Annotated in this window: 20 protein-coding genes, 1 tRNA gene and 1 pseudogene; 5 read left to right on the top strand and 17 right to left on the bottom strand. The window is 64.4% G+C overall.

The window, feature by feature from the left end:
• Nucleotides 1-479 precede the first annotated feature (479 nt).
• A complete protein-coding gene (locus JL811_RS10675; protein ID WP_202688619.1) occupies nt 480-968 on the bottom strand; it encodes a GNAT family N-acetyltransferase in 489 nt (162 codons plus the stop codon).
• A 146-nt stretch (nt 969-1,114) separates the two neighbouring features.
• Between JL811_RS10675 and JL811_RS10680 the strand changes: the two genes are divergently transcribed.
• Together JL811_RS10680 and JL811_RS10685 are read left to right on the top strand one after the other, a co-directional pair.
• Complete coding sequence (locus JL811_RS10680; protein WP_202688620.1) at nt 1,115-1,978, top strand: S-methyl-5'-thioadenosine phosphorylase; 864 nt, start codon at nt 1,115-1,117, stop codon at nt 1,976-1,978.
• A 16-nt stretch (nt 1,979-1,994) separates the two neighbouring features.
• Complete coding sequence (locus JL811_RS10685) at nt 1,995-2,525, top strand: adenine phosphoribosyltransferase (protein WP_202688621.1); 531 nt, start codon at nt 1,995-1,997, stop codon at nt 2,523-2,525.
• Between the two features lie 19 nt (nt 2,526-2,544).
• Here JL811_RS10685 and JL811_RS10690 read toward each other — a convergent pair whose 3' ends face one another.
• From JL811_RS10690 to coxB, 11 genes and pseudogenes are all read right to left on the bottom strand, one after another.
• Complete coding sequence (locus tag JL811_RS10690; RefSeq protein ID WP_202688622.1) at nt 2,545-3,960, bottom strand: FAD-binding oxidoreductase; 1,416 nt, start codon at nt 3,958-3,960, stop codon at nt 2,545-2,547.
• A gap of 82 nt (nt 3,961-4,042) precedes the next feature.
• The gene (locus tag JL811_RS10695) at nt 4,043-4,846 is read right to left on the bottom strand and encodes an MBL fold metallo-hydrolase (RefSeq protein ID WP_202688623.1); all 804 of its coding nucleotides are present in this window, start codon (nt 4,844-4,846) and stop codon (nt 4,043-4,045) included.
• Nucleotides 4,847-5,010: 164 nt separating this feature from the next.
• Nucleotides 5,011-5,595 carry a GNAT family N-acetyltransferase gene (locus tag JL811_RS10700; RefSeq protein WP_202688624.1) on the bottom strand — a complete coding sequence of 195 codons (585 nt, stop codon included), beginning with the start codon at nt 5,593-5,595 and terminating at the stop codon, nt 5,011-5,013.
• Nucleotides 5,595-6,854, bottom strand: a complete 1,260-nt coding sequence (locus JL811_RS10705; RefSeq protein WP_202688625.1) for a M16 family metallopeptidase — start codon at nt 6,852-6,854, stop codon at nt 5,595-5,597. Before JL811_RS10705 ends, JL811_RS10700 begins: the two co-directional genes overlap by 1 nt.
• A complete protein-coding gene (gene thrC / locus JL811_RS10710; protein ID WP_202688626.1) occupies nt 6,851-8,248 on the bottom strand; it encodes a threonine synthase in 1,398 nt (465 codons plus the stop codon). Before thrC ends, JL811_RS10705 begins: the two co-directional genes overlap by 4 nt.
• Before the next feature lie 17 nt (nt 8,249-8,265).
• Nucleotides 8,266-8,922 carry an SURF1 family protein gene (locus tag JL811_RS10715; protein WP_202688942.1) on the bottom strand — a complete coding sequence of 219 codons (657 nt, stop codon included), beginning with the start codon at nt 8,920-8,922 and terminating at the stop codon, nt 8,266-8,268.
• A gap of 119 nt (nt 8,923-9,041) precedes the next feature.
• On the bottom strand, nt 9,042-9,842 hold the full coding sequence (locus JL811_RS10720; RefSeq protein WP_202688944.1) for a cytochrome c oxidase subunit 3: 801 nt from the start codon (nt 9,840-9,842) through the stop codon (nt 9,042-9,044).
• Nucleotides 9,843-9,899: 57 nt separating this feature from the next.
• Entirely contained in the window at nt 9,900-10,487 is a 588-nt protein-coding gene (locus tag JL811_RS10725) for a cytochrome c oxidase assembly protein (RefSeq protein WP_202688627.1), read from the bottom strand.
• The gene (locus tag JL811_RS10730; RefSeq protein ID WP_202688628.1) at nt 10,487-10,681 is read right to left on the bottom strand and encodes a hypothetical protein; all 195 of its coding nucleotides are present in this window, start codon (nt 10,679-10,681) and stop codon (nt 10,487-10,489) included. Before JL811_RS10730 ends, JL811_RS10725 begins: the two co-directional genes overlap by 1 nt.
• A gap of 2 nt (nt 10,682-10,683) precedes the next feature.
• Nucleotides 10,684-11,658: a heme o synthase gene (gene cyoE / locus JL811_RS10735; protein ID WP_202688629.1), complete on the bottom strand. Its 975-nt coding sequence runs from the start codon at nt 11,656-11,658 to the stop codon at nt 10,684-10,686.
• Between the two features lie 268 nt (nt 11,659-11,926).
• A pseudogene (coxB, locus tag JL811_RS10740) lies at nt 11,927-12,793 on the bottom strand (cytochrome c oxidase subunit II); the annotation flags it as partial.
• Nucleotides 12,794-12,967: 174 nt separating this feature from the next.
• Between coxB and tldD the strand changes: the two are divergent.
• Together tldD and JL811_RS10750 are read left to right on the top strand one after the other, a co-directional pair.
• Nucleotides 12,968-14,389 carry a metalloprotease TldD gene (gene tldD, locus JL811_RS10745; protein WP_202688631.1) on the top strand — a complete coding sequence of 474 codons (1,422 nt, stop codon included), beginning with the start codon at nt 12,968-12,970 and terminating at the stop codon, nt 14,387-14,389.
• Nucleotides 14,386-14,826: a hypothetical protein gene (locus JL811_RS10750; protein WP_202688632.1), complete on the top strand. Its 441-nt coding sequence runs from the start codon at nt 14,386-14,388 to the stop codon at nt 14,824-14,826. The genes tldD and JL811_RS10750 overlap by 4 nt, the downstream gene beginning before the upstream one ends.
• Before the next feature lie 77 nt (nt 14,827-14,903).
• On the opposite strand, the gene JL811_RS10755 is transcribed toward JL811_RS10750, so the two are convergent.
• Nucleotides 14,904-17,252: a Tex family protein gene (locus tag JL811_RS10755; protein WP_202688633.1), complete on the bottom strand. Its 2,349-nt coding sequence runs from the start codon at nt 17,250-17,252 to the stop codon at nt 14,904-14,906.
• A gap of 150 nt (nt 17,253-17,402) precedes the next feature.
• Nucleotides 17,403-17,479: transfer RNA gene (locus JL811_RS10760), tRNA-His, on the bottom strand.
• 138 nt (nt 17,480-17,617) lie between these two features.
• Between JL811_RS10760 and JL811_RS10765 the strand changes: the two genes are divergently transcribed.
• Entirely contained in the window at nt 17,618-17,824 is a 207-nt protein-coding gene (locus tag JL811_RS10765; protein ID WP_202688634.1) for a DUF6324 family protein, read from the top strand.
• Nucleotides 17,825-17,858: 34 nt separating this feature from the next.
• Here JL811_RS10765 and JL811_RS10770 read toward each other — a convergent pair whose 3' ends face one another.
• The 3 genes from JL811_RS10770 to JL811_RS10780 all read right to left on the bottom strand — a co-directional run bounded on the left by JL811_RS10770 (nt 17,859) and on the right by JL811_RS10780 (nt 20,954).
• Entirely contained in the window at nt 17,859-18,329 is a 471-nt protein-coding gene (locus tag JL811_RS10770; protein WP_202688635.1) for an MmcB family DNA repair protein, read from the bottom strand.
• 129 nt (nt 18,330-18,458) lie between these two features.
• Complete coding sequence (locus JL811_RS10775) at nt 18,459-19,430, bottom strand: quinone oxidoreductase family protein (protein ID WP_202688636.1); 972 nt, start codon at nt 19,428-19,430, stop codon at nt 18,459-18,461.
• A gap of 9 nt (nt 19,431-19,439) precedes the next feature.
• Complete coding sequence (locus tag JL811_RS10780; protein WP_202688637.1) at nt 19,440-20,954, bottom strand: malonate--CoA ligase; 1,515 nt, start codon at nt 20,952-20,954, stop codon at nt 19,440-19,442.
• Nucleotides 20,955-21,343 lie beyond the last annotated feature (389 nt).

The raw sequence follows: 21,343 nt of genomic DNA on the forward strand, positions 1-21,343 counted from the left end.
GCCATCGCTTCAGGGGTGATTGTCGTCGGGTCAGCAACAAATCGCCGTCCTGAACTGATGGGTGACCCCGGGCATAATTTGCCCACAATTTCGTTGCAGCCCGATCCGGGGTTGTTGCCCCTTTGGATGCAAACCTGTCGAAAAGTCAGGTTTCAGTTCCTTTCAGACAACTGTGCCCGGGCAAGAGAGAATCAATTTGATGCAAAAGTGATTCGAATTTTCCGACACCGGAACGCCTGAAATCCAACAGAAATTCCCGATCCGTGCCTTATCAGACTCCGTCAGACTGCCCCTGCCATGGCCGGAAACGGACAAATCCGATGCCGGGGACTACACCTAAGGGACGTTTGTCAAGTATTTTTTACACCTCAGGGTTGTGCGCAGTGTCGGACTGCCCCGACAGGAGGCACCGTTTCTGCCTCTGGATCCGGCCCTGTTTCCACGCATCCTGCCTGCCGGATAGGGCTGCGGCCCTCTCGTCAGCCATTGGCACGGGTCACGGCCCCCTGCACGCCCTGCCAGCCGTCGCGCACCAAGGCGATCCCCAGCACCCGCTCGGGATTGGTGGGGGGCGGCATTTCCACCCCTTCCAGCTTGTGAAATCCGAAGCGGGAATAATAGGGCGCGTCGCCCACCAGCATCGCCCGTTCCCAGCCAAGCCGGCGCGCGGCTGCCAGACTTTCAGTAATCAGCAATGCGCCTAACCCCTCTCCCTGCCGGGTCGGATGCACCGCGACAGGGCCCAGCAACAGCGCATCCTGTCCGCCCACCTCAACCGGCCAATAGCGGATGGCAGCGGCCAGAACGCCCTCGGCATCGCGCAGCACCAGGCAAAGCGAGGCCACCGTCGGAACCCCCTCCCGCAGCCGGTATGAGGACAGCGCCGTGCGTCCGGGCGCGAAGCAAAGGTCGTAAAGCGCCTCCACCTCCCACCAGTCGGCTTCGGTCTCCTCCTCCAGACGATACATGGCGCCCCCCATCCCGAATCCAGCGGCTAGGCCGCGTAACATGCAGGAGGAACAGGGGCAAATGCCGAAATCGCATCGCGCCGCGATAGCGCTTTCCCCGGCATGGCCCCGCGACTATCCTGCCCAGGGCAGCAAGGGATAGAGCGATGAAAACCATGATCGGCGTGATCGGCGGCTCGGGCCTGTATGAGATCGACGGGTTGGAAGGCGCAAGCTGGGTCAAGGTGAGATCACCCTGGGGTAAACCTTCGGATGAGGTGCTGCTGGGCCGCCTTGACGGTGTTCCCATGGCCTTTCTACCGCGTCATGGCCGCGGCCACCGGCTCGCCCCCACCGATGTGCCCTACCGCGCGAATATCGACGCGCTCAAACGGCTGGGCTGCACCGATATCATTTCGGTTTCGGCCTGCGGCAGCCTGCGCGCCGATTACCGGCCCGGCGATTTCGTGATCGTGGATCAGTTCATCGACCGCACCTTCGCGCGTGAGAAGTCCTTTTTCGGTGCAGGCTGTGTTGCGCATGTCTCGATGGCCGATCCGACCTGCCCGCGTCTGGGGGAGGCCTGCGCCCGGGCCGCATCAGGTGTGACCGTGCATCGCGGCGGCACCTATCTGGCGATGGAGGGGCCGCAGTTTTCCACCCGTGCGGAATCGCGGCTTTACCGGCAATGGGGCGCGGATGTGATCGGCATGACCAATATGCCCGAGGCGAAACTGGCCCGCGAGGCCGAGCTTTGTTATGCCACCGTTGCCATGGTCACCGATTATGACTGCTGGCATGACGATCATGGCGCCGTGGATGTGGCCGCGGTGATTGCGGTGCTGAAGGCCAATTCCGGCCGCGCCAAGGCGCTGCTGGCCGCCCTGCCCGCAATCCTTGGCCCTGACCGGCCGCTTTGCCCCCATGGCTGCGACCGCGCGCTGGATCATGCGATCATGACCGCCCGCGATGCGCGCGACCCCGATCTGCTGGCCCGGCTGGATGCCGTGGCGGGCCGTCTGCTGTCCTGACCGAACCGGAGCCGTCATGAAAACCGTCAAGGATTACATCCGCACCATCGTCGATTTCCCGCATGAGGGGATCCTGTTTCGCGACGTGACCACGCTTTTCGCCGATGCGCGCGGGTTCCGCATGGCGGTCGATCAGTTGCTGGCGCCCTATGCCGGGCTGCGCATCGACAAGGTGGCGGGGCTTGAGGCGCGCGGTTTCATTCTGGGCGGCGCGGTGGCGCATCAGTTGTCCACCGGTTTTGTGCCGATCCGCAAGAAGGGCAAGCTGCCGGGCCAGACGATCAGCCAGTCCTACACGCTGGAATATGGTGAGGCGGTGGTGGAAATGCATGAGGACGCCCTGCAGCCCGGGGAACGGGTGCTGCTGGTCGATGATCTGCTGGCCACCGGCGGCACAGCCGAGGCGGGCATCCGCCTGCTGGAACGGCTGGGGGCCGAGATCGTGGGCTGCGCCTTCGTGGTGGATCTGCCCGATCTGGGCGGCCGGAAGAAACTGGAAGGCATGGGCATGGCGATCCATACCCTGTGCGAATTCGAGGGGCTGTAAACGCCGGGTGCCTGCCCTGCTACCGCATCCGCAGCACCGCGCCCGGGTTCAGGATGCCCAAAGGATCCAGCGCATCCTTGATCGTCCGCATCGCGGCCAGTTTCGCCGGATCGCCATAGCGTTCCAGATCCTCGACCTTCAGCCGCCCGATTCCGTGTTCGGCAGAAACCGACCCGTCGCGCGCATGCACAAGGTCATGCACCATCGCCATGATCGACGGCGCTGCGGCCTGATGCTGCGCGCGGCTTTCGCCCTGAACAGGAAAGACGTTGTAATGCAGGTTGCCGTCGCCCAGATGGCCGAAACAGTTGATCCGCCAATTGCCAATTGCGGCCAGCGCCGGCCCCGCCTCGGCGATGAAATCCGCGATCCGGCCCAAGGGCAGCGAGATGTCATGGCTTGAAATCGCCCCGATCCGCTTGTTCGCCGCCGGGATGGTTTCGCGCAAGGCCCAGAATTCGGCGCGCTGTGCCTCTGATTGCGCGATCACCCCGTCGCTGACCAGTCCCGCCTCAAGCCCCGCCTCGAACAGCCCTTCCAGTGCTGCGGCAGGGTCCAGCCCCTGCGGAAGGCCCAGCTCGACCAGCACCATCCAGTCGGGCCGGGGGCTGAAGGGCTGGCGCGTATCGGGCAGTTTCTCGGTCAGGAAATCAAGCCCGGTGCCACCGATCAGTTCAAAGGCCGAGATCAGCCCGCCCAGCCGGTCCTGCGCCAGCGCCAGAAGCGACAGCGCCGCCGCCGGATCCTCGACCACGAAAAACGCCGTGCCTTCTCCTGCCGGGCGCGGCACCAGTTTCAGGCTGGCCGCCGTAATGACGCCCAATGTGCCCTCGGACCCGATCAGCAGGTTGCGCAGGTCATAGCCGGTATTGTCCTTGCGCAGCCGCTTCAACCCGTTCCAGATCGTGCCATCGGGCAGCACCGCCTCAAGCCCCAGACAGAGATCGCGCGCATTGCCGTAGCGCAGCACATTCACCCCGCCCGCATTGGTGGCCAGATTGCCGCCGATCCGCGCCGTGCCCTCGGATGCCAGCGACAGCGGGAACAGCCGGTCCACGCCTTCCGCCGCGGCGCGGATTTCGGCCAGTGTGGCCCCGGCCTCGGCCACCAGCACGTTTTCCTGCGGATGCAGCGCGCGGATGGACCGCATCCGTTCCAGAGACAAAAGGATCGGCACCGGCCCCTCAGGCATGACTTGCCCGCCGACCAGCCCGGTGCCACCGCCCAGCGGAATGACACCGACCCGGGACGCCGCGCAGGTGCGGATCACCTGTGATACCTCGGCAACCGTCGCCGGGCGCACGACCGCCGCCGCGCGCCCCTGATAGCGGCCGCGCGGCTCTTCCAGATCACGGGGTTCAGGCGCGCGCAGACTGCCCTCGGGCAGGCAGGATTCCAGCTGGCGGATGAAGTCCCCGGTCGCGTCATTGAGCATGATCGGCCTCCCCTTTGCCCCTGACTACCGCGACCGACAGGCGGGGGGAAAGATCAATTCCGCAAGGCGGGTGCGGCAAATCTCAGGGCAGCCATTCGGGATCCAGCACCATGATCGTCGGTCGTCCGGGCAATCGCGCCAGCGACAGGTCAATCTGGCTGTCTTCCAGCCGGACCACGTCAAACTCGGCCTCCATATCGGTCAGAAACCGGTTCAGCGAGGCGCCCGAGAACCAGTGCATCGGCAGCACGACCGAGGATCGCAGCCGCTGCACCACCTGCATCATCGAAGGCAGATCCAGCGTATAGCCGCCATCGACTGGCACCATCAGCACATCGACCCGCCCGATGGCCGCGAATTGTTCGTCATCCGGTATGTGATGCAAATGGCCTAGATGCCCGATGCACAGACCTGCCACCTCGAAGATGAAGATGGAATTGCCATGCGGGCGCACCGAACCATAGCGGCGCACATCGGTCGCGACATTGCGCACAAGGATCTCACCCAGATCCAGCTGATGCACCGGCTCTCCCCCCGCCTCATCCCAGCCTTTCAGGACATGCGGGATGCGCGGATCGGGGCGGTCGGTCCAGTGGGTGCCATGGGCATTGTTCATCGTCACCACCTCGGGGACGATATCGACCGGGCCGATATATCCGGTGTAGTCGGTCACGATCACCCGGCCCGAGGGCGCGCGCAGCGCGAAACTGGCATGATCGAGATAGCGGATGCGCACTTCGCCCTCGGTCACAGGCGACTCAAACCGGGCGCGATGGAGGCGTTCGGAGCCCAGATCGGCCAGCGCGATGCAATGGCTGGGGATACGCTCCTGCGCAAAGAGGGGCAGTGGCAGGACCATGAGGACGGCAAGGGCAGATCGGATCATCGGCGGCACCTCCTGATGGCAGAAGGTTAGGGGGAATCGCGCAGCCCGCCGGTCACAATCGCGCCAGCAGGGCTAAATGTGCCCCGCCGAGTCCCCCCTGATGCGGCCATGTGGGCCCATTTGCCAAAAAATCAGTCAGCGCGCGCAGGCGCTTTCACCCGCGATCAGCCCACATCGGTCCGGCCGCGCCGGTCATGGCGCAAGCTGGCGTAAAGCACATGGTTGCGCCAGCGCCCCGCGATCTGCAGATAGCTTTGCGCGACGCCCTCATATTTGAAGCCGCTTTTCTCCAGCACCCCGCGCGACGCGGTGTTTTCCGGCAGGCAGGCGGCCTCGACCCGGCTGAGATCCATGACGCTAAAGGCGTGATGCACCACCGCCAGCAGCGCCTCCCTCATGAAACCCTGCCGCGCATAGGGCTGGCCGATCCAGTAGCCGACCGTTCCGGCCTGTGACGGGCCACGGCGGATATTGTCCAGCGTGATCGCCCCGATCAGCGCCTGATCGGTCCGGCGGATCAGGAACAAAGGCAGCGCCGTGCCTTGCGATTCCGCCCGCGCCGCCCAATAGACCCGGTTGGTGAAAGACCGCCGCGACAGATGATCCGAGGCCCAGACCGGTTCCCACGGGGTCAGAAACCCGGCAGATCCGGCGCGCAGATCCGACCAGAGCCGCCAATCCCCGTGCTGGGGCAGGCGCAGCGTCATGCGCTCTGTCTCCAGCCGGACCTTGCGCCGCAGGCCGAACATCAGGCGGCAAGCCGCTGGCGGATCGCCTCAAGACCCGGGGCGCGGCGCACGGGGCCGTAAAGCGCCAGCGCCGTATCGGCCTCCAGCAGCCGTTCGGCCACGCCGCGCACATCTGCCGTGGTCACCGCGTCGATCTTGGCCACGGCCTCTTCCGGGGCGGGCACCCTGCCCCAGATCGCCAGCAGCCGCGCCAGACGCTCGGCCCGGCTTGATGGGCTTTCCAGCCCCATCAGCATCCCAGCCTTGATCTGCGCGCGCGCCCGCGCGACCTCGGCATCGGTCATGTCATCCGCCGCGCGCTTCATCTCATCCAGTGTGATCTGGGTCAGATCACCGATTTCGGCCGCCGATGTCCCCGCATAGACGGTGATCTGGCCGGTATCCTCATAAGCGCCCGATTGCGCGAAGATCGAATAGCACAATCCCCGCTCCTCCCGCACCTTCTGAAACAGGCGTGAGGACATGCCGCCGCCCATCGTCATCGCATAGATCTGCGCGGCATAGACATCCGGGGCACGATAGCCGGGCGCGTCAAAGGCCAGCGCGAAATGCACCTGCTCCAGCTTCTTCACCACGCGCCGCTCACTGCCCCGGAACTGCGCAGGCTCCAGCAAGGCCGAGCCGCGTGCGGTGCGCGCGCCGAACAGCGCCTCGGCCTGCGCGACAATGGCGTCATGATCCACCGCGCCCGCCGCTGACAGGATCATGTGGTCGGGGCTGTAATGTTCGGCGACGAACTGCGTCAGATCCTCACGCGAGAAGCCCGCGACCCGTTCCGCCGGTCCAAGGATCGTGCGGCCGAAGGCCTGATCGGGGTAGCACGCCTCCTGCAGCCAGTCGAAGATGATGTCATCGGGCGTGTCCAGCGCCTGCCCGATTTCCTGCAGGATCACATGACGTTCAACCTCGATCTCTTTCGGGTCGAAAACCGGGTTCAGCACGATATCCCCGATCACATCAAGCGCCAGCGGCACATCCTCGGCCAGCACCCTTGCGTAATAGGCGGTCATCTCACGGCTGGTATAGGCGTTGATATAGCCGCCCACATCCTCGATCTGCTCGGCGATCTGCAGGGGGCTGCGGGTGGTCGTGCCCTTGAAGGCCATATGTTCCAGAAAATGCGCGATGCCGTTCTGCTCGGCCCGCTCATGCCGCCCGCCGGCGGTGATCCAGATCCCGACCGAGGCCGATTTCAGCCCCGGCATGTCCTCGGTGACGATGCGGAAACCATTGGCAAGCGTCGTCAGGCGGCTGGTCAATTGGCGGTCCTTTCGGCGATATTGGCGCGGATATGCGCCTGCAGTTTTGCCAGATCATTCGGCAGGCGGGTCATCCGTTCGGCCCGGTCAAACATATCGGCCATGCGCGGCGGCAGGGCGGGGCGAACCCCCATCGCGGCCTCGACCGCATCGGGGAACTTCGCCGGATGGGCGGTGGCCAGCGTCACCATCGGCGCGCCGCCCAGATGGCTTTCGGCGACATGGACGCCGACGGCGCTGTGCGGGCACAGCACCTCACCCGTCGCCTCATGCGTCAGCTTGATCGTGGCGCTGGTTTCTTCCTCGCTGCAACTGCCCGAGGCGAAGGTTTCGCGCAGCATCTCTGCGGCACCCTGCGAGATGCTAAAACCGCCGGTCTTCAGTTCGGCCATCAGCTGCGCCACCGCCGCGCCATCGCGGCCGTAAGCGTCAAACAGCGCGCGCTCGAAATTCGACGAGACCTGAATATCCATCGAGGGGCTGATCGAGGGGCGCACCCCGTCGGGGCGGTATTCCCCGGTTTTCAGTGCCCGGTCCAGAATGTCGTTCTGGTTGGTCGCCACGATCAGCCGCCCGATGGGCAGCCCCATCCGCCGGGCGATATAGCCCGCGAAGATATCGCCGAAATTCCCCGTGGGCACGGTGAAATCGACCTTGCGATGCGGCGCCCCCAGCGACACGGCGGCAGTGAAGTAATAGACCACCTGCGCCAGAACCCGCGCCCAGTTGATCGAGTTCACCCCCGCAAGACGCACCCCGTCGCGGAAGTCGAAATCGTTGAACATATCCTTCACGCGCGCTTGGCAATCGTCGAAATCGCCATCCATTGCAATGGCATGGACATTGGATTCCGTGGGCGTCGTCATCTGGCGGCGCTGCACCTCGGACACGCGGCCATGCGGGAACAGGATGAAGACATCGACATTGGCAAGGCCCCGGAACGCCTCGATCGCGGCCGATCCCGTATCGCCCGAAGTGGCCCCCACAATCGTGATCCGCTGCCCCGATTTCGCCAGCGTCGCCTGCATCATCTGCCCGATGAGCTGCATCGCGAAATCCTTGAAGGCCAGGGTGGGCCCGTGGAACAGTTCCAGCAGGAAATGATCGGCGCCGATCTGCACCAGCGGCGCGCGGGCCGCATGGCCGAAGCCTTCATAGGCCTTTGCGATCAGACCACGAAACTCGGTCTCGGTAAAAGTGTCACCTAGATAGGGCCACATCACCCGGAAGGCCACATCGCCATAAGGCAGACCAGCCAGCGCCGCGATCTCGTCATGGGTCATCTGCGGAATGGTCTCGGGGACATAAAGCCCGCCATCGCGCGCCAGCCCCGTCATCATCGCCTCACCGAAGGGCAGGACCGGTGCGCTGCCACGGGTGGAAATATACTTCATGCCTGTCGGTCCCGTCCCTAGATCATCCGGCGTCTGATACGCCACAGAAGAAAGCCTGTCATCCCCAACCACACTGCCGCCAGCCCGAACCACTGCACCGCATAGCCGAAATGGTCATTCGGAATATCCGTTATATCGACCGGAACCGGCTCGATCTCCGCAGCAGTCGGTTCGCGGGCGATGACAAGCAGCGGTTCGGCCTCCAGATGCGCGGCCATGGCGGGCACATCGCGGGCAAACCAAAGCCCCGTGCGGCTGTCGGGTTCGGGGGTGAAACTGTCCACCTCTTCAGGCCAGTGCAGATTGCCGGTCACCAATGCGGGCCCCGAGGGGCGGGGATCGGCGCGCCGGTCGTCGGGAATGAACCCGCGATCCACCATGATCCGGCGTCCTCCGGTCTCGAACACCTCGATCACCCGGACGCCCGCACCGATTTGCTTGCGGCTGACCAGCACATCAAGGCTTTGCCCCGTGAAACGCCCCTCGGCCCGGACCGGCAGGTAGCGGTCGGATACGGGGTCGGGGCTGGCGGGAAGGGCAACCGGGGCGGCGGTGATCCGGGCCAAGATATCGGCCAGGATCGCCTCTTTCCAGGCAAGGCGCTGCATCTGCCAAAGACCCAGCGAGATCAGCACAGCCCCGCCGACAAGGCCGAGCAACAGAGGAAAGATCATGCGGCGCAAGGAAGTCGTATCCTCAAAATGAAAGGCGCGGACCGGAGGGCCCGCGCGTTTCCGGTGTTTCGGTCACGGGGCGCGCGTGGTGCCCCTTCGGTCTTGCCGACCCTTGGCCCTTACTGGCCCCAGACGTAGATCGCGGCGAACAGGAACAGCCAGACCACATCAACGAAGTGCCAATACCAGGCCGCAGCCTCAAACCCGATATGTTTCTCGGGCGTGAAATGACCCTTGTAGGCGCGGATCAGACAAACGGTCAGGAAGATCGTGCCGATCACGACGTGGAAGCCGTGGAAACCCGTCGCCATGAAGAAGTTCGCGCCATAGATGTTGCCGGCGAAGCCAAAGGCGGCATGGCTGTATTCATAAGCCTGCAGCATGGTGAAGAACACACCAAGGATGATCGCCAGCCAGAGCCCGGTCTTGAGATCCTTGCGGTTGTTCTCATGCGCCAGCGCATGGTGCGCCCAGGTTGCGGCACAGCCCGAGCAGAGCAGGATCAGCGTGTTGATCAGCGGCAGGTGCCAGGGGTCGAAGGTCTCGATCCCGGCGGGCGGCCAGACGCCATCAACGGCGGGCGACAGCGGCCCCATCGGATACATCGCGTGCTTGAAGAAGGACCAGAACCATGCGGCGAAGAACATGACCTCGGACATGATGAACATGATGAAGCCATAGCGCAGGCCGATCCGCACCACCGGAGTGTGATCGCCGACAAGGCTTTCCTTCACGACCTCGGACCACCATGCGAACATGACGTAAAGCACCAGCACAAAGCCGATAAGCCCCATCCACGGCCCCGAGCCATGCATCCAGAGCACCGACCCGAACAGCATGATGAAAGCCCCGAGTGCGCCCAGAAATGGCCAGATCGAGGGTGGCAGGATGTGATAATCGTGGTTCTTGGCATGGGCCATCGCGGTCATTCCCTCGTTTCTTTACTCCGCAGCCTTTCCGGCGCGGCGGTCTTGTCGTCAGTTTACGCCGGTTCCCGGGGCCGGGGCAAGCGCGGCCTGATCCGCATTTGTGGGTTCAGCGGGCGGCAGGTCGGTCTCATGGAAGGTGTAGGACAGGGTGATGACCTTCACGAATTTCGCTTCCCGGTCATTCACGATCTCGGGATCGACATAAAAGGTCACCGGCATCTGCACCCGTTCGCCGGGTTGCAGCACCTGTTGTTCAAAGCAGAAACAGTGGATCTTGGTGAAATAGCCGCCCGCCGCATAGGGGGTGACATTATAGCTGGCCGTGCCTGCAACCGGGCGGTCGGTGGGATTGTAAGCCTCATAAAAGGCCAGCCCCGTTTCCCCCAGCCGCACGGTCATTTCGCGCTGCTGAGGCACAAAGTCCCACGGCATCCCCCGCTCTTTCGAGGCGTCGAACCGGATCTTGATCGTTTGTTCCAGCATCTGATCCGATGGGGCGGCGGCAACACCCGTCGTGCCACCGAAACCGGTCACCCGGCAGAACCAGTCATAGAACGGCACGGCTGCATAGGACAGCGAGCCCATCAGAACCACGACACCCGCAAGCTGCGCTGCGGTCTTGCGATGATTTCCCATCAGTTGCCCCCTTCCTCGGCTGGCATCAGTTCCGGCCGCACCACATGGTCAAAGCCCTGAATCGGCCCGACATTGGTGACCTTCACGACGGTCAGCCCGAATACGATGGCGATGAAGGCCACAAGCGTCAGCCCCACGCCCAGATTGCGCCCGAAGCGGCGACGGTGGATTTCATGTTCCGTGCGAAAGGACATCGTCACACTCCCCCTGCCGGGCTGCGCAGCGCGGCCTCAACCAGAAAGGCCGCGAAATGCAGGAACAGATAGTAAAGCGAGAAGCGGAAGACCTGTTTCTCGACGCGGTAGCCATCGGCCTCGGCCATGGCCTCATCGCGCCGCCAGATGCGCCAGGCACCGATCAGGAACCCCAGGTTCAGCATCGCCGACAGCGCCAGATAAACCGGCCCGCCGATCGAGGTGAAACCCGCGCCGATCGCGAAGGGCACCAGCAACACAGTGTAGACAAGGATATGGGTCCGCGTCGCAGGGCGGCCATGGGTAACCGTCAACATCGGCACACCGGCCTTGTGGTAATCTTCCTTCATGAACAGCGCCAGCGCCCAGAAATGCGGCGGCGTCCACATGAAGATGATCGCGAACATCAGAAGGGATTCGATGCCGACCCCGCCTGTCGCAACCGCCCAGCCGATCATCGGAGGAAAGGCCCCCGCCGCGCCGCCGATCACGATGTTCTGCGGCGTCGAGCGCTTCAGCCACATCGAATAGACGACCGCATAGAAGAAGATCGTGAAGGCCAGCAGCCCCGCCGCCAGAAGATTGGACGCCAGCGCCAGCATCACCACCGCAATGCCCGACAGCGCCAGACCGACCGCCAGCGCCTCGCCCGGTTCAACCAGCCCGGCAGGCACCGGACGGCCCTGTGTGCGCTTCATCACCGCGTCGATATCGGCATCCCACCACATGTTCAGCGCGCCCGAGGCCCCTGCCCCGAGTGCGATGAACAGGATCGCGGACATACCCACGAACGGATGCACTCCGACAGGGGCAACCAGCAGACCGACCAGCGCCGTAAATACGACCAGCGACATAACGCGCGGTTTCAGCAGCGCGACATAATCGCCGAACCCTGCCTCTTTCACACCCGGACCAGCCGGAACCGAAGCCGCATTGCGCGGACCCGTTCCGCCGTGATTGATCGTTGCGTCGCTCATATCGCTACCGCCTGCCTAGCCTTGCTACCGGTGCAGCGCCTTGCGGCCCTGCCACCTTGCCCGGGCATCCCTGCCCCGTCTGCGATCAGTTGCCCTGCGTCGCAGCGCCGTCCTGCGCCGGATCGGCCTCTGCTTCCTCGGCAGCAGCCTCCTCTGGCGCGGCTTCCTCGGTTGCAGCTTCGTCAACCGCAGCTTCGTCAGTTGCAGCAGCCTCAGTTGCAGCGGCCTCAGCCACAGCTGCGGTCACCTCGGGGCTGTCCAGTGCGGCCAGCGAGACATAGCTGCCCGTCGCCTTCGAGGCGGCAAGCCATTCCTCATAGGCTTCCTCACTGACCACCTTGACGGTGATCGGCATATAGGCATGCGCAATGCCGCAAAGCTCGGAACACTGGCCGAAATAGACGCCTTCCCGTTCAGCCGAGAACCAAAGCTGCGCCAGACGGCCGGGAACGGCGTCCTGTTTCACGCCGAAGGCCGGGATCGTCCAGGAATGGATAACATCGGCCGCAGTGACCTGCATCACGACGGTCTGGCCGACCGGAACAATCACGGCGGTGTCGGTAGCCAGCAGGAATTCGTCACGGCTGTAGCCGGCAGCCACCAGTTCGGACTCAACCGCTGCCGTCAGGCGGAAATCGCCCCCCGTGGCCGGTGCACCGATCATGTAGCTCTCGAACATCAGGTCGTGGTCGACATATTCATAGCCCCAGTACCACTGATAACCGGTCACTTTGATAGTGATATCGGCCTCGGGAATTTCCTGCTGCTTGAACAGAACCGGCAGCGAGAAGGCCCCAATAAAGACCAGAATGACGATGGGCACGATGGTCCATGCCACTTCCAGCGGGCTGTTATGGGTGAAGGTCGCGGGATTCGCATTGCGCTTTTCATGATAGCGGAAGGCGACCCAAAGCAGCAGCGCCGTCACGAAAACCGTGATGACAGCGATGATGACCAGCAAGAGATCATCCAGCCAGATCAGATCCCGCATCAGTTCGGTAGCCGCCGGCTGGAACCCCGTCTTCCCGTCGACCGGACGCCCGACGATCTCCAGATCCTGCGCGAAAGCCGCCCCTGCGGCGCTCAGGCTTCCGATGGTTGCGGCAAGGCCGGAAAGATGTTTCGTCATGCGCATCGTGCTTTTTCCCGTATAGGTTCCCGCACCCCTTGCCGGGGCTACGGCCGGACGCCGCCGCGACGCGGCAGAATCCCGTTGTTTCCTGCCCCGGTGAAACCATATTAAGCCCCGGACGACAAGAGAAACAGTTGCGGCAAAGAGACGCCGCATGACGCAGATCAAGGACAAAGCATGACCGACGCCCCCTTCCGCCCCTTCGCGACCCATCTCGACGAGGCAGAGGCGCTGTCTGCCCTGCGCGCGGCCCTTGCGGGTGCGGATGATGGCGAGCTGTTTCTGGAACGCCGCCGGTCCGAGGCGATCGTGCTGGATGACGGGCGCGTGAAAACCGCCAGCTATGACGCATGCGAAGGGTTCGGCCTGCGTGCCGTGCGCGGTGAGGTCGCAGGCTATGCCCATTCGACCGAGATTTCCGCCGCCGCCCTTGCCCGCGCCTCGGAAACCGCGCGGCTGGCCGTGGGCGATGGCGGCGGCACGCTGGCCGATCCGCCGACCGGCACCAATCTGCGGCTTTACAGCGATGCCGACCCGATGGCCGATGCCGGATTTGCGTTCAAGATCAACCTTTTGCGTGAGATAGACGCCTATGCCCGCGCGCTGGACCCGCGCGTCGTGCAGGTTTCCGCCACGCTTGCCGCAGGCCTGCAGGAGGTAGAAATCCTGCGCCCCGAGGGCCTGCGCCTGACCGATATCCGCCCAATGGCGCGGCTGAATATCTCAATCATCGTCGATCATGCCGGGCGGCGGGAATCGGGCGGCATGGGCGGCGGCGGGCGTTTCGGCCTTGCCCGGCTGATGGAGCCCTCGCACTGGCAACCACTGGCGCGCGAGGCGCTGCGCATCGCGCTGGTTAACCTTGACGCAGAGCCCGCCCCTGCAGGGGTGATGGATGTCGTCCTTGGCCCCGGCTGGCCCGGCATCCTGCTGCATGAGGCGATCGGTCACGGGCTTGAGGGTGATTTCAACCGCAAGAAAACCTCGGCCTTTGCGGGGCTGATGGGACAGCGCATCGCTGCCCCCGGCGTCACGGTGCTGGATGACGGCACCATCCCCGACCGGCGCGGATCCATCTCCATCGACGATGAGGGCACGGCCTCGGCCCGCAATGTGGTGATCGAGGACGGCATTCTGGTGGGCTATATGCAGGACCGTCAGAATGCGCGGCTGATGGGGGTGAAGCCCACCGGCAACGGGCGGCGCGAAAGCCATGCCCATATCCCGATGCCGCGCATGACCAATACCTATATGCTGGGCGGAAACGAAGACCCCGCGACCATCCTCGCCGGGCTGAAGGACGGGATCTATGCCGTCGGCTTCGGCGGCGGGCAAGTTGACATCACAAATGGCAAATTCGTCTTTTCCTGCACCGAGGCCTATCGCGTGAAGAACGGACAGATCGGTGCCCCGGTGAAAGGCGCGACCCTCATCGGCGACGGGGCGACCGCGTTGCAGCAGATCCGCGCCATCGGCAATGACCTAGCCCTTGACCCCGGCATCGGCAATTGCGGCAAGGCCGGGCAATGGGTGCCGGTGGGCGTCGGTCAGCCCACATTGATGATCGGCGGCCTGACGGTCGGGGGGGCCGCTGCGTGAACTTCCTGCGCTGGCCCGGCGAAGCGAAACCGCTGCACTGGGTCACACTTCTGACCAGCGCGGTGACGGTCTGGGTTGGTGCTGCGGTTCTGGGTATTGTGGTTGCGCAATTTGCGCGGTTGCTTTCCGACAGCCACGCGGATCTTGCCCTGATGGCGGGCGGGATCGGTCTCGTTCTGCTTTTTTCACCGCTTTACAGCTGGATCGGTTTCCTGATCGCGTTGCCGTTCGAATACTGGCTGGCACGGCGACAATTTTTCGGCTGGGGCATGGCCCTTCTGCTCGGAACCGCCATCGGCGCCGTGCTAACACCGATCCTTGATACGATCCTGCCGCTGTTCATGGGCGGGCCGATGCTGGTGCTGCAATGGCTGGTCATCGCCACGGTCGAAAGGGGTCGCACACGCTTTGCGCCGCCCCCTGCCGATTCACCTTGAACAAATACCTTCGGGGGTGAATGCCAAAGGCAGAGGGGGCAGACAGCCCCCTGCGCGGCCAGCCCGGAGGCCGTGCCTCAGCGCCCGAACTTGCCCTTCAGTGCATCTGCGAAGGCATTGCCGCCTGCCGTCCCGCCGCCCCCGGCGGGTGCGCTGGACATCGGGCCACGCGGGCCTGCGCCCTTGCCGCCCGGCTTGCCACCCTGCGGCCCCCGCTCGGCCGCGCGTTCCCGTGCGGTTTCGCGCGCATCGGCACTGTCCTTGCGCATGGTCAGGGCAATACGCTTGCGCGCCACATCCACCTCAACCACCCGCACCTTGACCACATCGCCCGCCTTCACCACCTCATGGGGGTCTTTGACGAAGCGATCGGCAAGCTGACTGACATGCACCAGCCCATCCTGATGCACGCCGATATCGACGAAGGCGCCAAAGGCCGCGACATTGGTTACCGTACCTTCCAGCATCATGCCCGGTTTCAGATCGCCCAGCGTTTCGACCCCATCGGCAAAGGTCGCGGTGCGGAACTCGGGGCGCGGGTCGCGGCCGGGTTTTTCCAGTTCCGCCAGAATGTCCTTCACCGTCGGCAGGCCGAACCGGTCATCGGTGAAATCGCGTGGATCCAGACCGGCCAGCCGCGGTGATCCCATCACCTCGCGCAGATCACGTCCACAGGCGGCAACGATGCGGCGCGCCAGATCATAGGCCTCCGGGTGGACCGAAGATGCGTCAAGCGGTTCCTTGCCCTCGCGGATGCGCAGAAACCCCGCCGCCTGTTCAAAGGCTTTCGGCCCCAGTCGGGATACTTTCAGCAAGTCGCGGCGGCTGGCAAACGGGCCGTTGGCATCGCGATGGGTGACAATCGCCTCGGCCAGACCCGGCCCCAGCCCCGAAACCCGCGCCAAAAGCGGCCCCGACGCGGTGTTCAGATCCACCCCGACCGCGTTCACCGCATCCTCGACCACCGCCTCAAGGCTGCGGCCAAGGCGGTGTTGGTCGACATCATGCTGATATTGTCCGACACCGATGGCCTTGGGTTCGATCTTGACCAGTTCGGCCAGCGGATCCTGCAGGCGGCGCGCGATGGACACAGCACCGCGCAAGGACACATCCAGACCCGGAAATTCCTTCGCCGCCAGTTCCGATGCGGAATAGACCGAGGCCCCCGCCTCGGACACCACAACCTTGGCGGGTTTCGGCGCGCTGCCCGGCAGCACGGCCAGCATATCGGCCACCATCTTTTCGGTCTCGCGGCTGGCCGTACCGTTGCCGATGGCAATCAGCGCCACGCCATGTTTGCGGATCAGTTGCGCCAGCACGACCTGCGCGCCGCGCAGATCATTCTTCGGCTGGAACGGATAGACGGTTTCGGTTTCCAGCACCTTGCCGGTTGCATCGACCACGGCCACCTTGACCCCGGTGCGGATGCCCGGATCCAACCCCATCGTGGCCTTGCCCCCCGCCGGGGCGGCCAGCAACAGATCCTTCAGATTGCGGGCAAAGACGCGGATCGCCTCTTCCTCGGCGCGGTCGCGCAGATCGGCCATCAGATCCAGCGTCAGCGAGGTTTTCAGCTTGATGCGCCAGCACCATGCAGCGGACTCGCGCAGCCATTGATCCGCCTTGCCGGTGCCATCGGCCTTCAGCGCCGCCGCCGCCATGCGTTCGGCCGGGCTTTGCCCGCGCGGCGCGTCGGGATCCAGCACCAGATCCAGCGTGAGGACGCCCTCATTGCGGCCCCGCATCATCGCCAGAACCCGGTGCGAAGGCGCGGATTTCCAATCCTCGGAATGGGCGAAGTAATCGGAAAACTTCGCGCCCTCGGTTTCCTTGTCGGCCACGACCCCAGCACTCAGCCGGGCATTGTCCTTCATATAGGTCCGCAAACGCCCCAGCAGGGCCGCATCCTCGGCCAGACCTTCGGCAACGATATCCCGCGCGCCTTCCAGTGCTGCTTTCACATCCGTTACCGTCTCGGTGACATAGGCGGCGGCCAGCGTTTCGGGATCGGCGCTGCGGTCGGCCAGAATCGCCCCGGCCAGCGGCCCCAGCCCGTTTTCGCGGGCAATCATGGCACGGGTCCGGCGCTTGGGCTTGTAGGGCAGGTAAAGGTCTTCCAGTTCGGCCTTGGTTGCGGCCCGGGTGATGGCGGTTTCAAGATCCCCCGTCAGTTTACCCTGATCGCGGATCGAGCCCAGAATCACCCCGCGCCGCGCCTCCATCTCACGCAAGTAGGCCAGCCGTTCAGCCAGATTGCGCAATTGGGTGTCATCCAAGCCCCCGGTCGCCTCCTTGCGGTAGCGCGCGACGAAGGGCACGGTCGCGCCCTCATCCAGCAGCGCGGTCGCCGCGCCGACCTGTGCGGGCGTGGCGCCGATTTCCGTGGCGATGGTCTGGGCGATCTGGCGGGATATCTGGTCGGTCATGGGGGCCCTGAATACTGGAACGGGGCGCGACCATAGCCCCCGCCCCGCCCCGGGCCAAGGCCGAAATGCGGGCGCGCCATGACCAAAGGCGGAACCCCGCGACCCGCGCAGGGTGAGGCAAGGCCACAGTCATAAGGTCATAAAGGGGGATGGTACCGACGCCCCGGCTCGAACGGGGGACCCCCAGATCCACAATCTGGTGCTCTAACCAACTGAGCTACGTCGGCACTTGGCGGCGGAATAGCCGCCTTGTCCCGGGATTGCAAGAGGCGGATTTCGCCGTCATCGCAGGAAGGCACCGCCTGCGGGGCCTTGCGCCACAGCCGGTCACAGGCTAGGCAGCCATGCATTCCACGGAGGACGGCATGAGCATCGACAAGCAAAGCGAGATCAGTGCGAATCTGCAGATCGGGCCAACTGATCAGGGCATGGTGCGGATCTATGTTGAAGCCGAAGGCGGCGTGGAGCTGCCGCTGGACTTCGATCCCGAGGAAGCCGAAGAGATCGCCGAGGAACTGATGGCCGCCGCACAGGCCGCGCGGACCCTGGGCAAGGGCGGCAAGAAGCGCTGATTGCTCGGAAAGCTACGGGAGGCGGCGGGAGGCTTCATATCACCGCCGTTGAAAAGGCCCCCGGATCGCGCAGGCCTTGCAGGCGCCGCGCCGCGACCCGCGCGAATCCCTGCAGCACCGCCTTGCGCCGCGCGCCTGCAAGACGCTGTTCCGGCCCCATCCGAACAATTTCGGCATCATAGCCATCGGCAAGGATCAGCCCGGTCTCCGCAGGCAGCAGATCCACCGGAAAATCGGCATCCACCGCCCAGAAGAACCGGTCACACCAGTCCAGATAGCCCTGCCATTTACGGTCGGTGGTGAAATCTGCGCGGCAGGATTTGCATTCGATCACCCAGACCTCGCCCTTCGGCCCAAGCGCCATCAGATCGACACGCAGGCCGGGGGTGGGAACAAGCTCTTCCACCGTCACGAAATCGTGGGAAAGAAGATGCCTGGCCACGCCTCTCGCAAGGCTTTGACCAGGCATCAAGTCAGGCAGACCGACAGTCATAGGGGACTCCATCGTCTGAAATGACGTTAGAACAAAACAGGAACTCACTGCAAGCAGAAAATGCGCATCTGCCGCGATGGCCTGTCGCGCGCCCTGCCCTGCCCTGCGGATCCGGCCTGACCAGATCAGGCACCGGTCCGATCAGGGAATCAGCACCGTCGCCCCGGTGGTTTCCCGCGCCTCCAGCGCGCGATGCGCCTCGGCCACCTGATCCAGCGGGAAGCGCTGGTCGATGCGGATCTTCACCGCACCCGATGTCACCTTGTCAAAAAGGTGCCGCGCCATGGCCTGACAATCCTCATGCCGGGCGATATGGGTAAAAAGTGTCGGCCGGGTGAATTGCAGCGACCCTTTCGCCAGCAGCGCAGGATCGACGGGCGGCACCTTGCCCGAGGCGGAACCGAAAGACATCATCATCCCCACCGGGCGCAGGCTGTTGATTGACCCGTCAAAGGTCGCGGCCCCCACGGCATCCATCACCGCATCGACCCCGCGCCCGCCGGTGATCTCCCGCACCCGGGCCGCGAAATCCTCCTGCCGGTAATTGATGACATGGGCCGCGCCATGTTCGGCGGCCAGCGCGCATTTCTCATCCGTGCCTGCGGTGCCGATCAGCGTGATCCCCTCGGACCGCGCCCATTGGCAGGCGATCAGCCCCACACCCCCGGCGGCGGCATGAAACAGCACGGTATCCCCGGCCTTCAGCGGACAGGTGCGATGGAACAGATACTGCACCGTCATGCCTTTCAGCATCATCGCAGCCCCTTCCTCAAAGGAAATCGCATCCGGCAGCGGGCAGACCTGTGCGGCTGGCATCACACGCGCCTCACTATAGGCGCCCGGCGGGGTGGCGGCATAGGCGGCGCGGTCGCCGGGTTTCAGATGGGTCACCCCTTCGCCCACGGCCTCGACCACGCCTGCCGCCTCCATCCCGAGGGCAAAGGGCATCGCCTGCGCATAGACCCCGCTGCGCTGATAGATGTCGATGAAATTCAGCCCGCAGGCATGATGGCGGATGCGCAATTCGCCCGGGCCGGGTTCGCCAACGGGGCGATCATCAAGCCGCAACTGATCGGGGCCGCCATGGGCATGGATGACGATCGTTCGGGCCATTCTGTCCTCCTATCGTGCAAAGCGGTCCTTGAACCGCGCGCGCAGTTCCGTTTTCTGCACCTTGCCCATTGTATTGCGCGGCAGCGCCGCGACAAGTTCCAGTCCTTTCGGCTGCTTGAAACGCGCAAGGCTTTCGCCAAGCGCCGCCTCGATGGCGGACAGATCGGGCACCATGCCCGGCTCGGGTACCAGCACGGCCAGCACGGCCTCTCCGAAATCCGGATGCGGCACGCCCACCACCGCCGATTCCAGCACGCCGGGCTGATCGTCAAGGATCAGTTCCACCTCTTTCGGATAGACATTGAAGCCCCCGGTGATGATGAGATCCTTCTGCCGCCCGACAATGGTCAGATAGCCGTCCGCATCAAAACGGCCCAGATCGCCGGTGATGAAGAACCCGGTATCACGCAACTCCTCGGCGGTCTTTTCGGGCATCTGCCAATAGCCGCCGAACACATTGGCACCGCGCACCTCGACCATGCCCGTTTCGCCCTGCGGCAGCGGCGCACCGGTTGCCGGATCGGTCACGATCACCTCGACGCCCGGCAAGGCGGGGCCGACCGTTCCGGCGCGCCGGTCGCCCTCATAGGGGTTGGAGGTGTTCATATTGGTTTCGGTCATGCCATAGCGTTCCAGAATCCGGTGCCCGGTCCGCGCTTCGAACTGGCGATGCGTCTCGGCCAGCAGCGGGGCCGAGCCGGAAATGAACAGCCGCATCCCCGCCACCAGATCGGCGGTAAAGCGCGGATCCTCCAGAAGCCGTGTATAAAAGGTCGGCACCCCCATCATCGTGCTGACCTGCGGCAGCATCTGCAGCACGGCTTCCCGGTCGAAACCGGGCAGGAAGATCATCGACCCACCCGCCAGCAGCATCACATTGGACGCAACGAACAGCCCATGTGTGTGGAAGATCGGCAACGCATGCAGCAGCACATCATCCGCGGTGAAGCGCCATTCGCGCAGCAGCGTCTGCGCATTGGACAACAGATTCTGCTGCGACAGCATCGCGCCCTTGGAGCGTCCGGTCGTGCCCGAAGTGTAAAGCAGTGCCGCCAGATCGCCCGCATCCCGCGCAACCGGGGTGAAATCCGGCATCTGTGCCGCCACCAGATCGGCGAAACTGCCCTGCCCCGCCGCATCCAGCTCCATCAGCCGTGCGCCATGACGCGCCGCGACCGGGGCCAGCCCCGCCGCCTTGTCCGGATCGCAGACCAGCAGTTTCGGCGCGGCATTGCCAAGGAAATAATCCACCTCGGGCGCGGTATAGGCCGTGTTCAGCGGCAGGAACACTGCCCCCGCCGCAACCGCCCCGGCATAAAGCGCCAGCGCCCCGGGGGTCTTGGCCGCCTGCATCGCCACGCGATCCCCCGGGCCGACCCCTGCCGCCGCAAGGGCCGCAGCACTGCGCAAGGCCAGATCCAGAAAGTCCTGTCCTGAAATCTGCGCCCCGTCGGGCAGGTGCAGAAATGCCGATTGCCGCCCCTGCAACGGGGCGAACAGCGCATCGAACAGCGGATTGGCCATGGAATTTTCCTCCTTGCGTGCCGCGCCGCGCCTGTCGGGCCGCCCTGCGCGAACTTCTCCCGTTCCGGGTGATAGCCGCATTCGCTCAGGGCTCCAAGGCCCGGCCCTTTACCGCATCCATCATGACTTGAAGGCAGGCCCGCAACTGCCTATCTTGCGAACTGGCGGTTACTGCTCTTCGCGTGTCCGGCCCTTTTCCAGTGGCCGATAAGCATCTCCGAGGGAGCTGGCTCTGTCAGGGTCCTGGCCCTGGTATCTGGCGACCACCTGAACACTCAGGCTCTCGGGAAAATACAGCCGGCACGGCTGCTGCGGTTTCCGCCACCTTCCCCCATTCGGGCCCCAAATTGGGCCTCCAATCGGACAAGATGACATCTGCTGCGCGCGAA

The sequence above is a fragment of the Szabonella alba genome (assembly GCF_016765775.1).
Classification (GTDB): domain Bacteria; phylum Pseudomonadota; class Alphaproteobacteria; order Rhodobacterales; family Rhodobacteraceae; genus Szabonella; species Szabonella alba.

Excerpts from the sequence above, each read along its gene's own strand:
- JL811_RS10700 (WP_202688624.1), bottom strand. The coding sequence starts at position 5,595 with ATGTTCGGCCTGCGGCGCAAGGTCCGGCTGGAGACAGAGCGCATGACG.
- JL811_RS10725 (WP_202688627.1), bottom strand. The coding sequence starts at position 10,487 with ATGGGAAATCATCGCAAGACCGCAGCGCAGCTTGCGGGTGTCGTGGTT.
- tldD (WP_202688631.1), top strand. The coding sequence starts at position 12,968 with ATGACCGACGCCCCCTTCCGCCCCTTCGCGACCCATCTCGACGAGGCA.
- cyoE (WP_202688629.1), bottom strand. The coding sequence starts at position 11,658 with ATGAGCGACGCAACGATCAATCACGGCGGAACGGGTCCGCGCAATGCG.
- thrC (WP_202688626.1), bottom strand. The coding sequence starts at position 8,248 with ATGAAGTATATTTCCACCCGTGGCAGCGCACCGGTCCTGCCCTTCGGT.
- JL811_RS10720 (WP_202688944.1), bottom strand. The coding sequence starts at position 9,842 with ATGGCCCATGCCAAGAACCACGATTATCACATCCTGCCACCCTCGATC.
- JL811_RS10675 (WP_202688619.1), bottom strand. The coding sequence starts at position 968 with ATGTATCGTCTGGAGGAGGAGACCGAAGCCGACTGGTGGGAGGTGGAG.
- JL811_RS10765 (WP_202688634.1), top strand. The coding sequence starts at position 17,618 with ATGAGCATCGACAAGCAAAGCGAGATCAGTGCGAATCTGCAGATCGGG.
- JL811_RS10715 (WP_202688942.1), bottom strand. The coding sequence starts at position 8,922 with ATGATCTTTCCTCTGTTGCTCGGCCTTGTCGGCGGGGCTGTGCTGATC.
- JL811_RS10730 (WP_202688628.1), bottom strand. The coding sequence starts at position 10,681 with ATGTCCTTTCGCACGGAACATGAAATCCACCGTCGCCGCTTCGGGCGC.
- JL811_RS10755 (WP_202688633.1), bottom strand. The coding sequence starts at position 17,252 with ATGACCGACCAGATATCCCGCCAGATCGCCCAGACCATCGCCACGGAA.
- JL811_RS10685 (WP_202688621.1), top strand. The coding sequence starts at position 1,995 with ATGAAAACCGTCAAGGATTACATCCGCACCATCGTCGATTTCCCGCAT.
- JL811_RS10680 (WP_202688620.1), top strand. The coding sequence starts at position 1,115 with ATGAAAACCATGATCGGCGTGATCGGCGGCTCGGGCCTGTATGAGATC.
- JL811_RS10780 (WP_202688637.1), bottom strand. The coding sequence starts at position 20,954 with ATGGCCAATCCGCTGTTCGATGCGCTGTTCGCCCCGTTGCAGGGGCGG.
- JL811_RS10690 (WP_202688622.1), bottom strand. The coding sequence starts at position 3,960 with ATGCTCAATGACGCGACCGGGGACTTCATCCGCCAGCTGGAATCCTGC.
- JL811_RS10770 (WP_202688635.1), bottom strand. The coding sequence starts at position 18,329 with ATGGAGTCCCCTATGACTGTCGGTCTGCCTGACTTGATGCCTGGTCAA.
- JL811_RS10775 (WP_202688636.1), bottom strand. The coding sequence starts at position 19,430 with ATGGCCCGAACGATCGTCATCCATGCCCATGGCGGCCCCGATCAGTTG.
- JL811_RS10695 (WP_202688623.1), bottom strand. The coding sequence starts at position 4,846 with ATGATCCGATCTGCCCTTGCCGTCCTCATGGTCCTGCCACTGCCCCTC.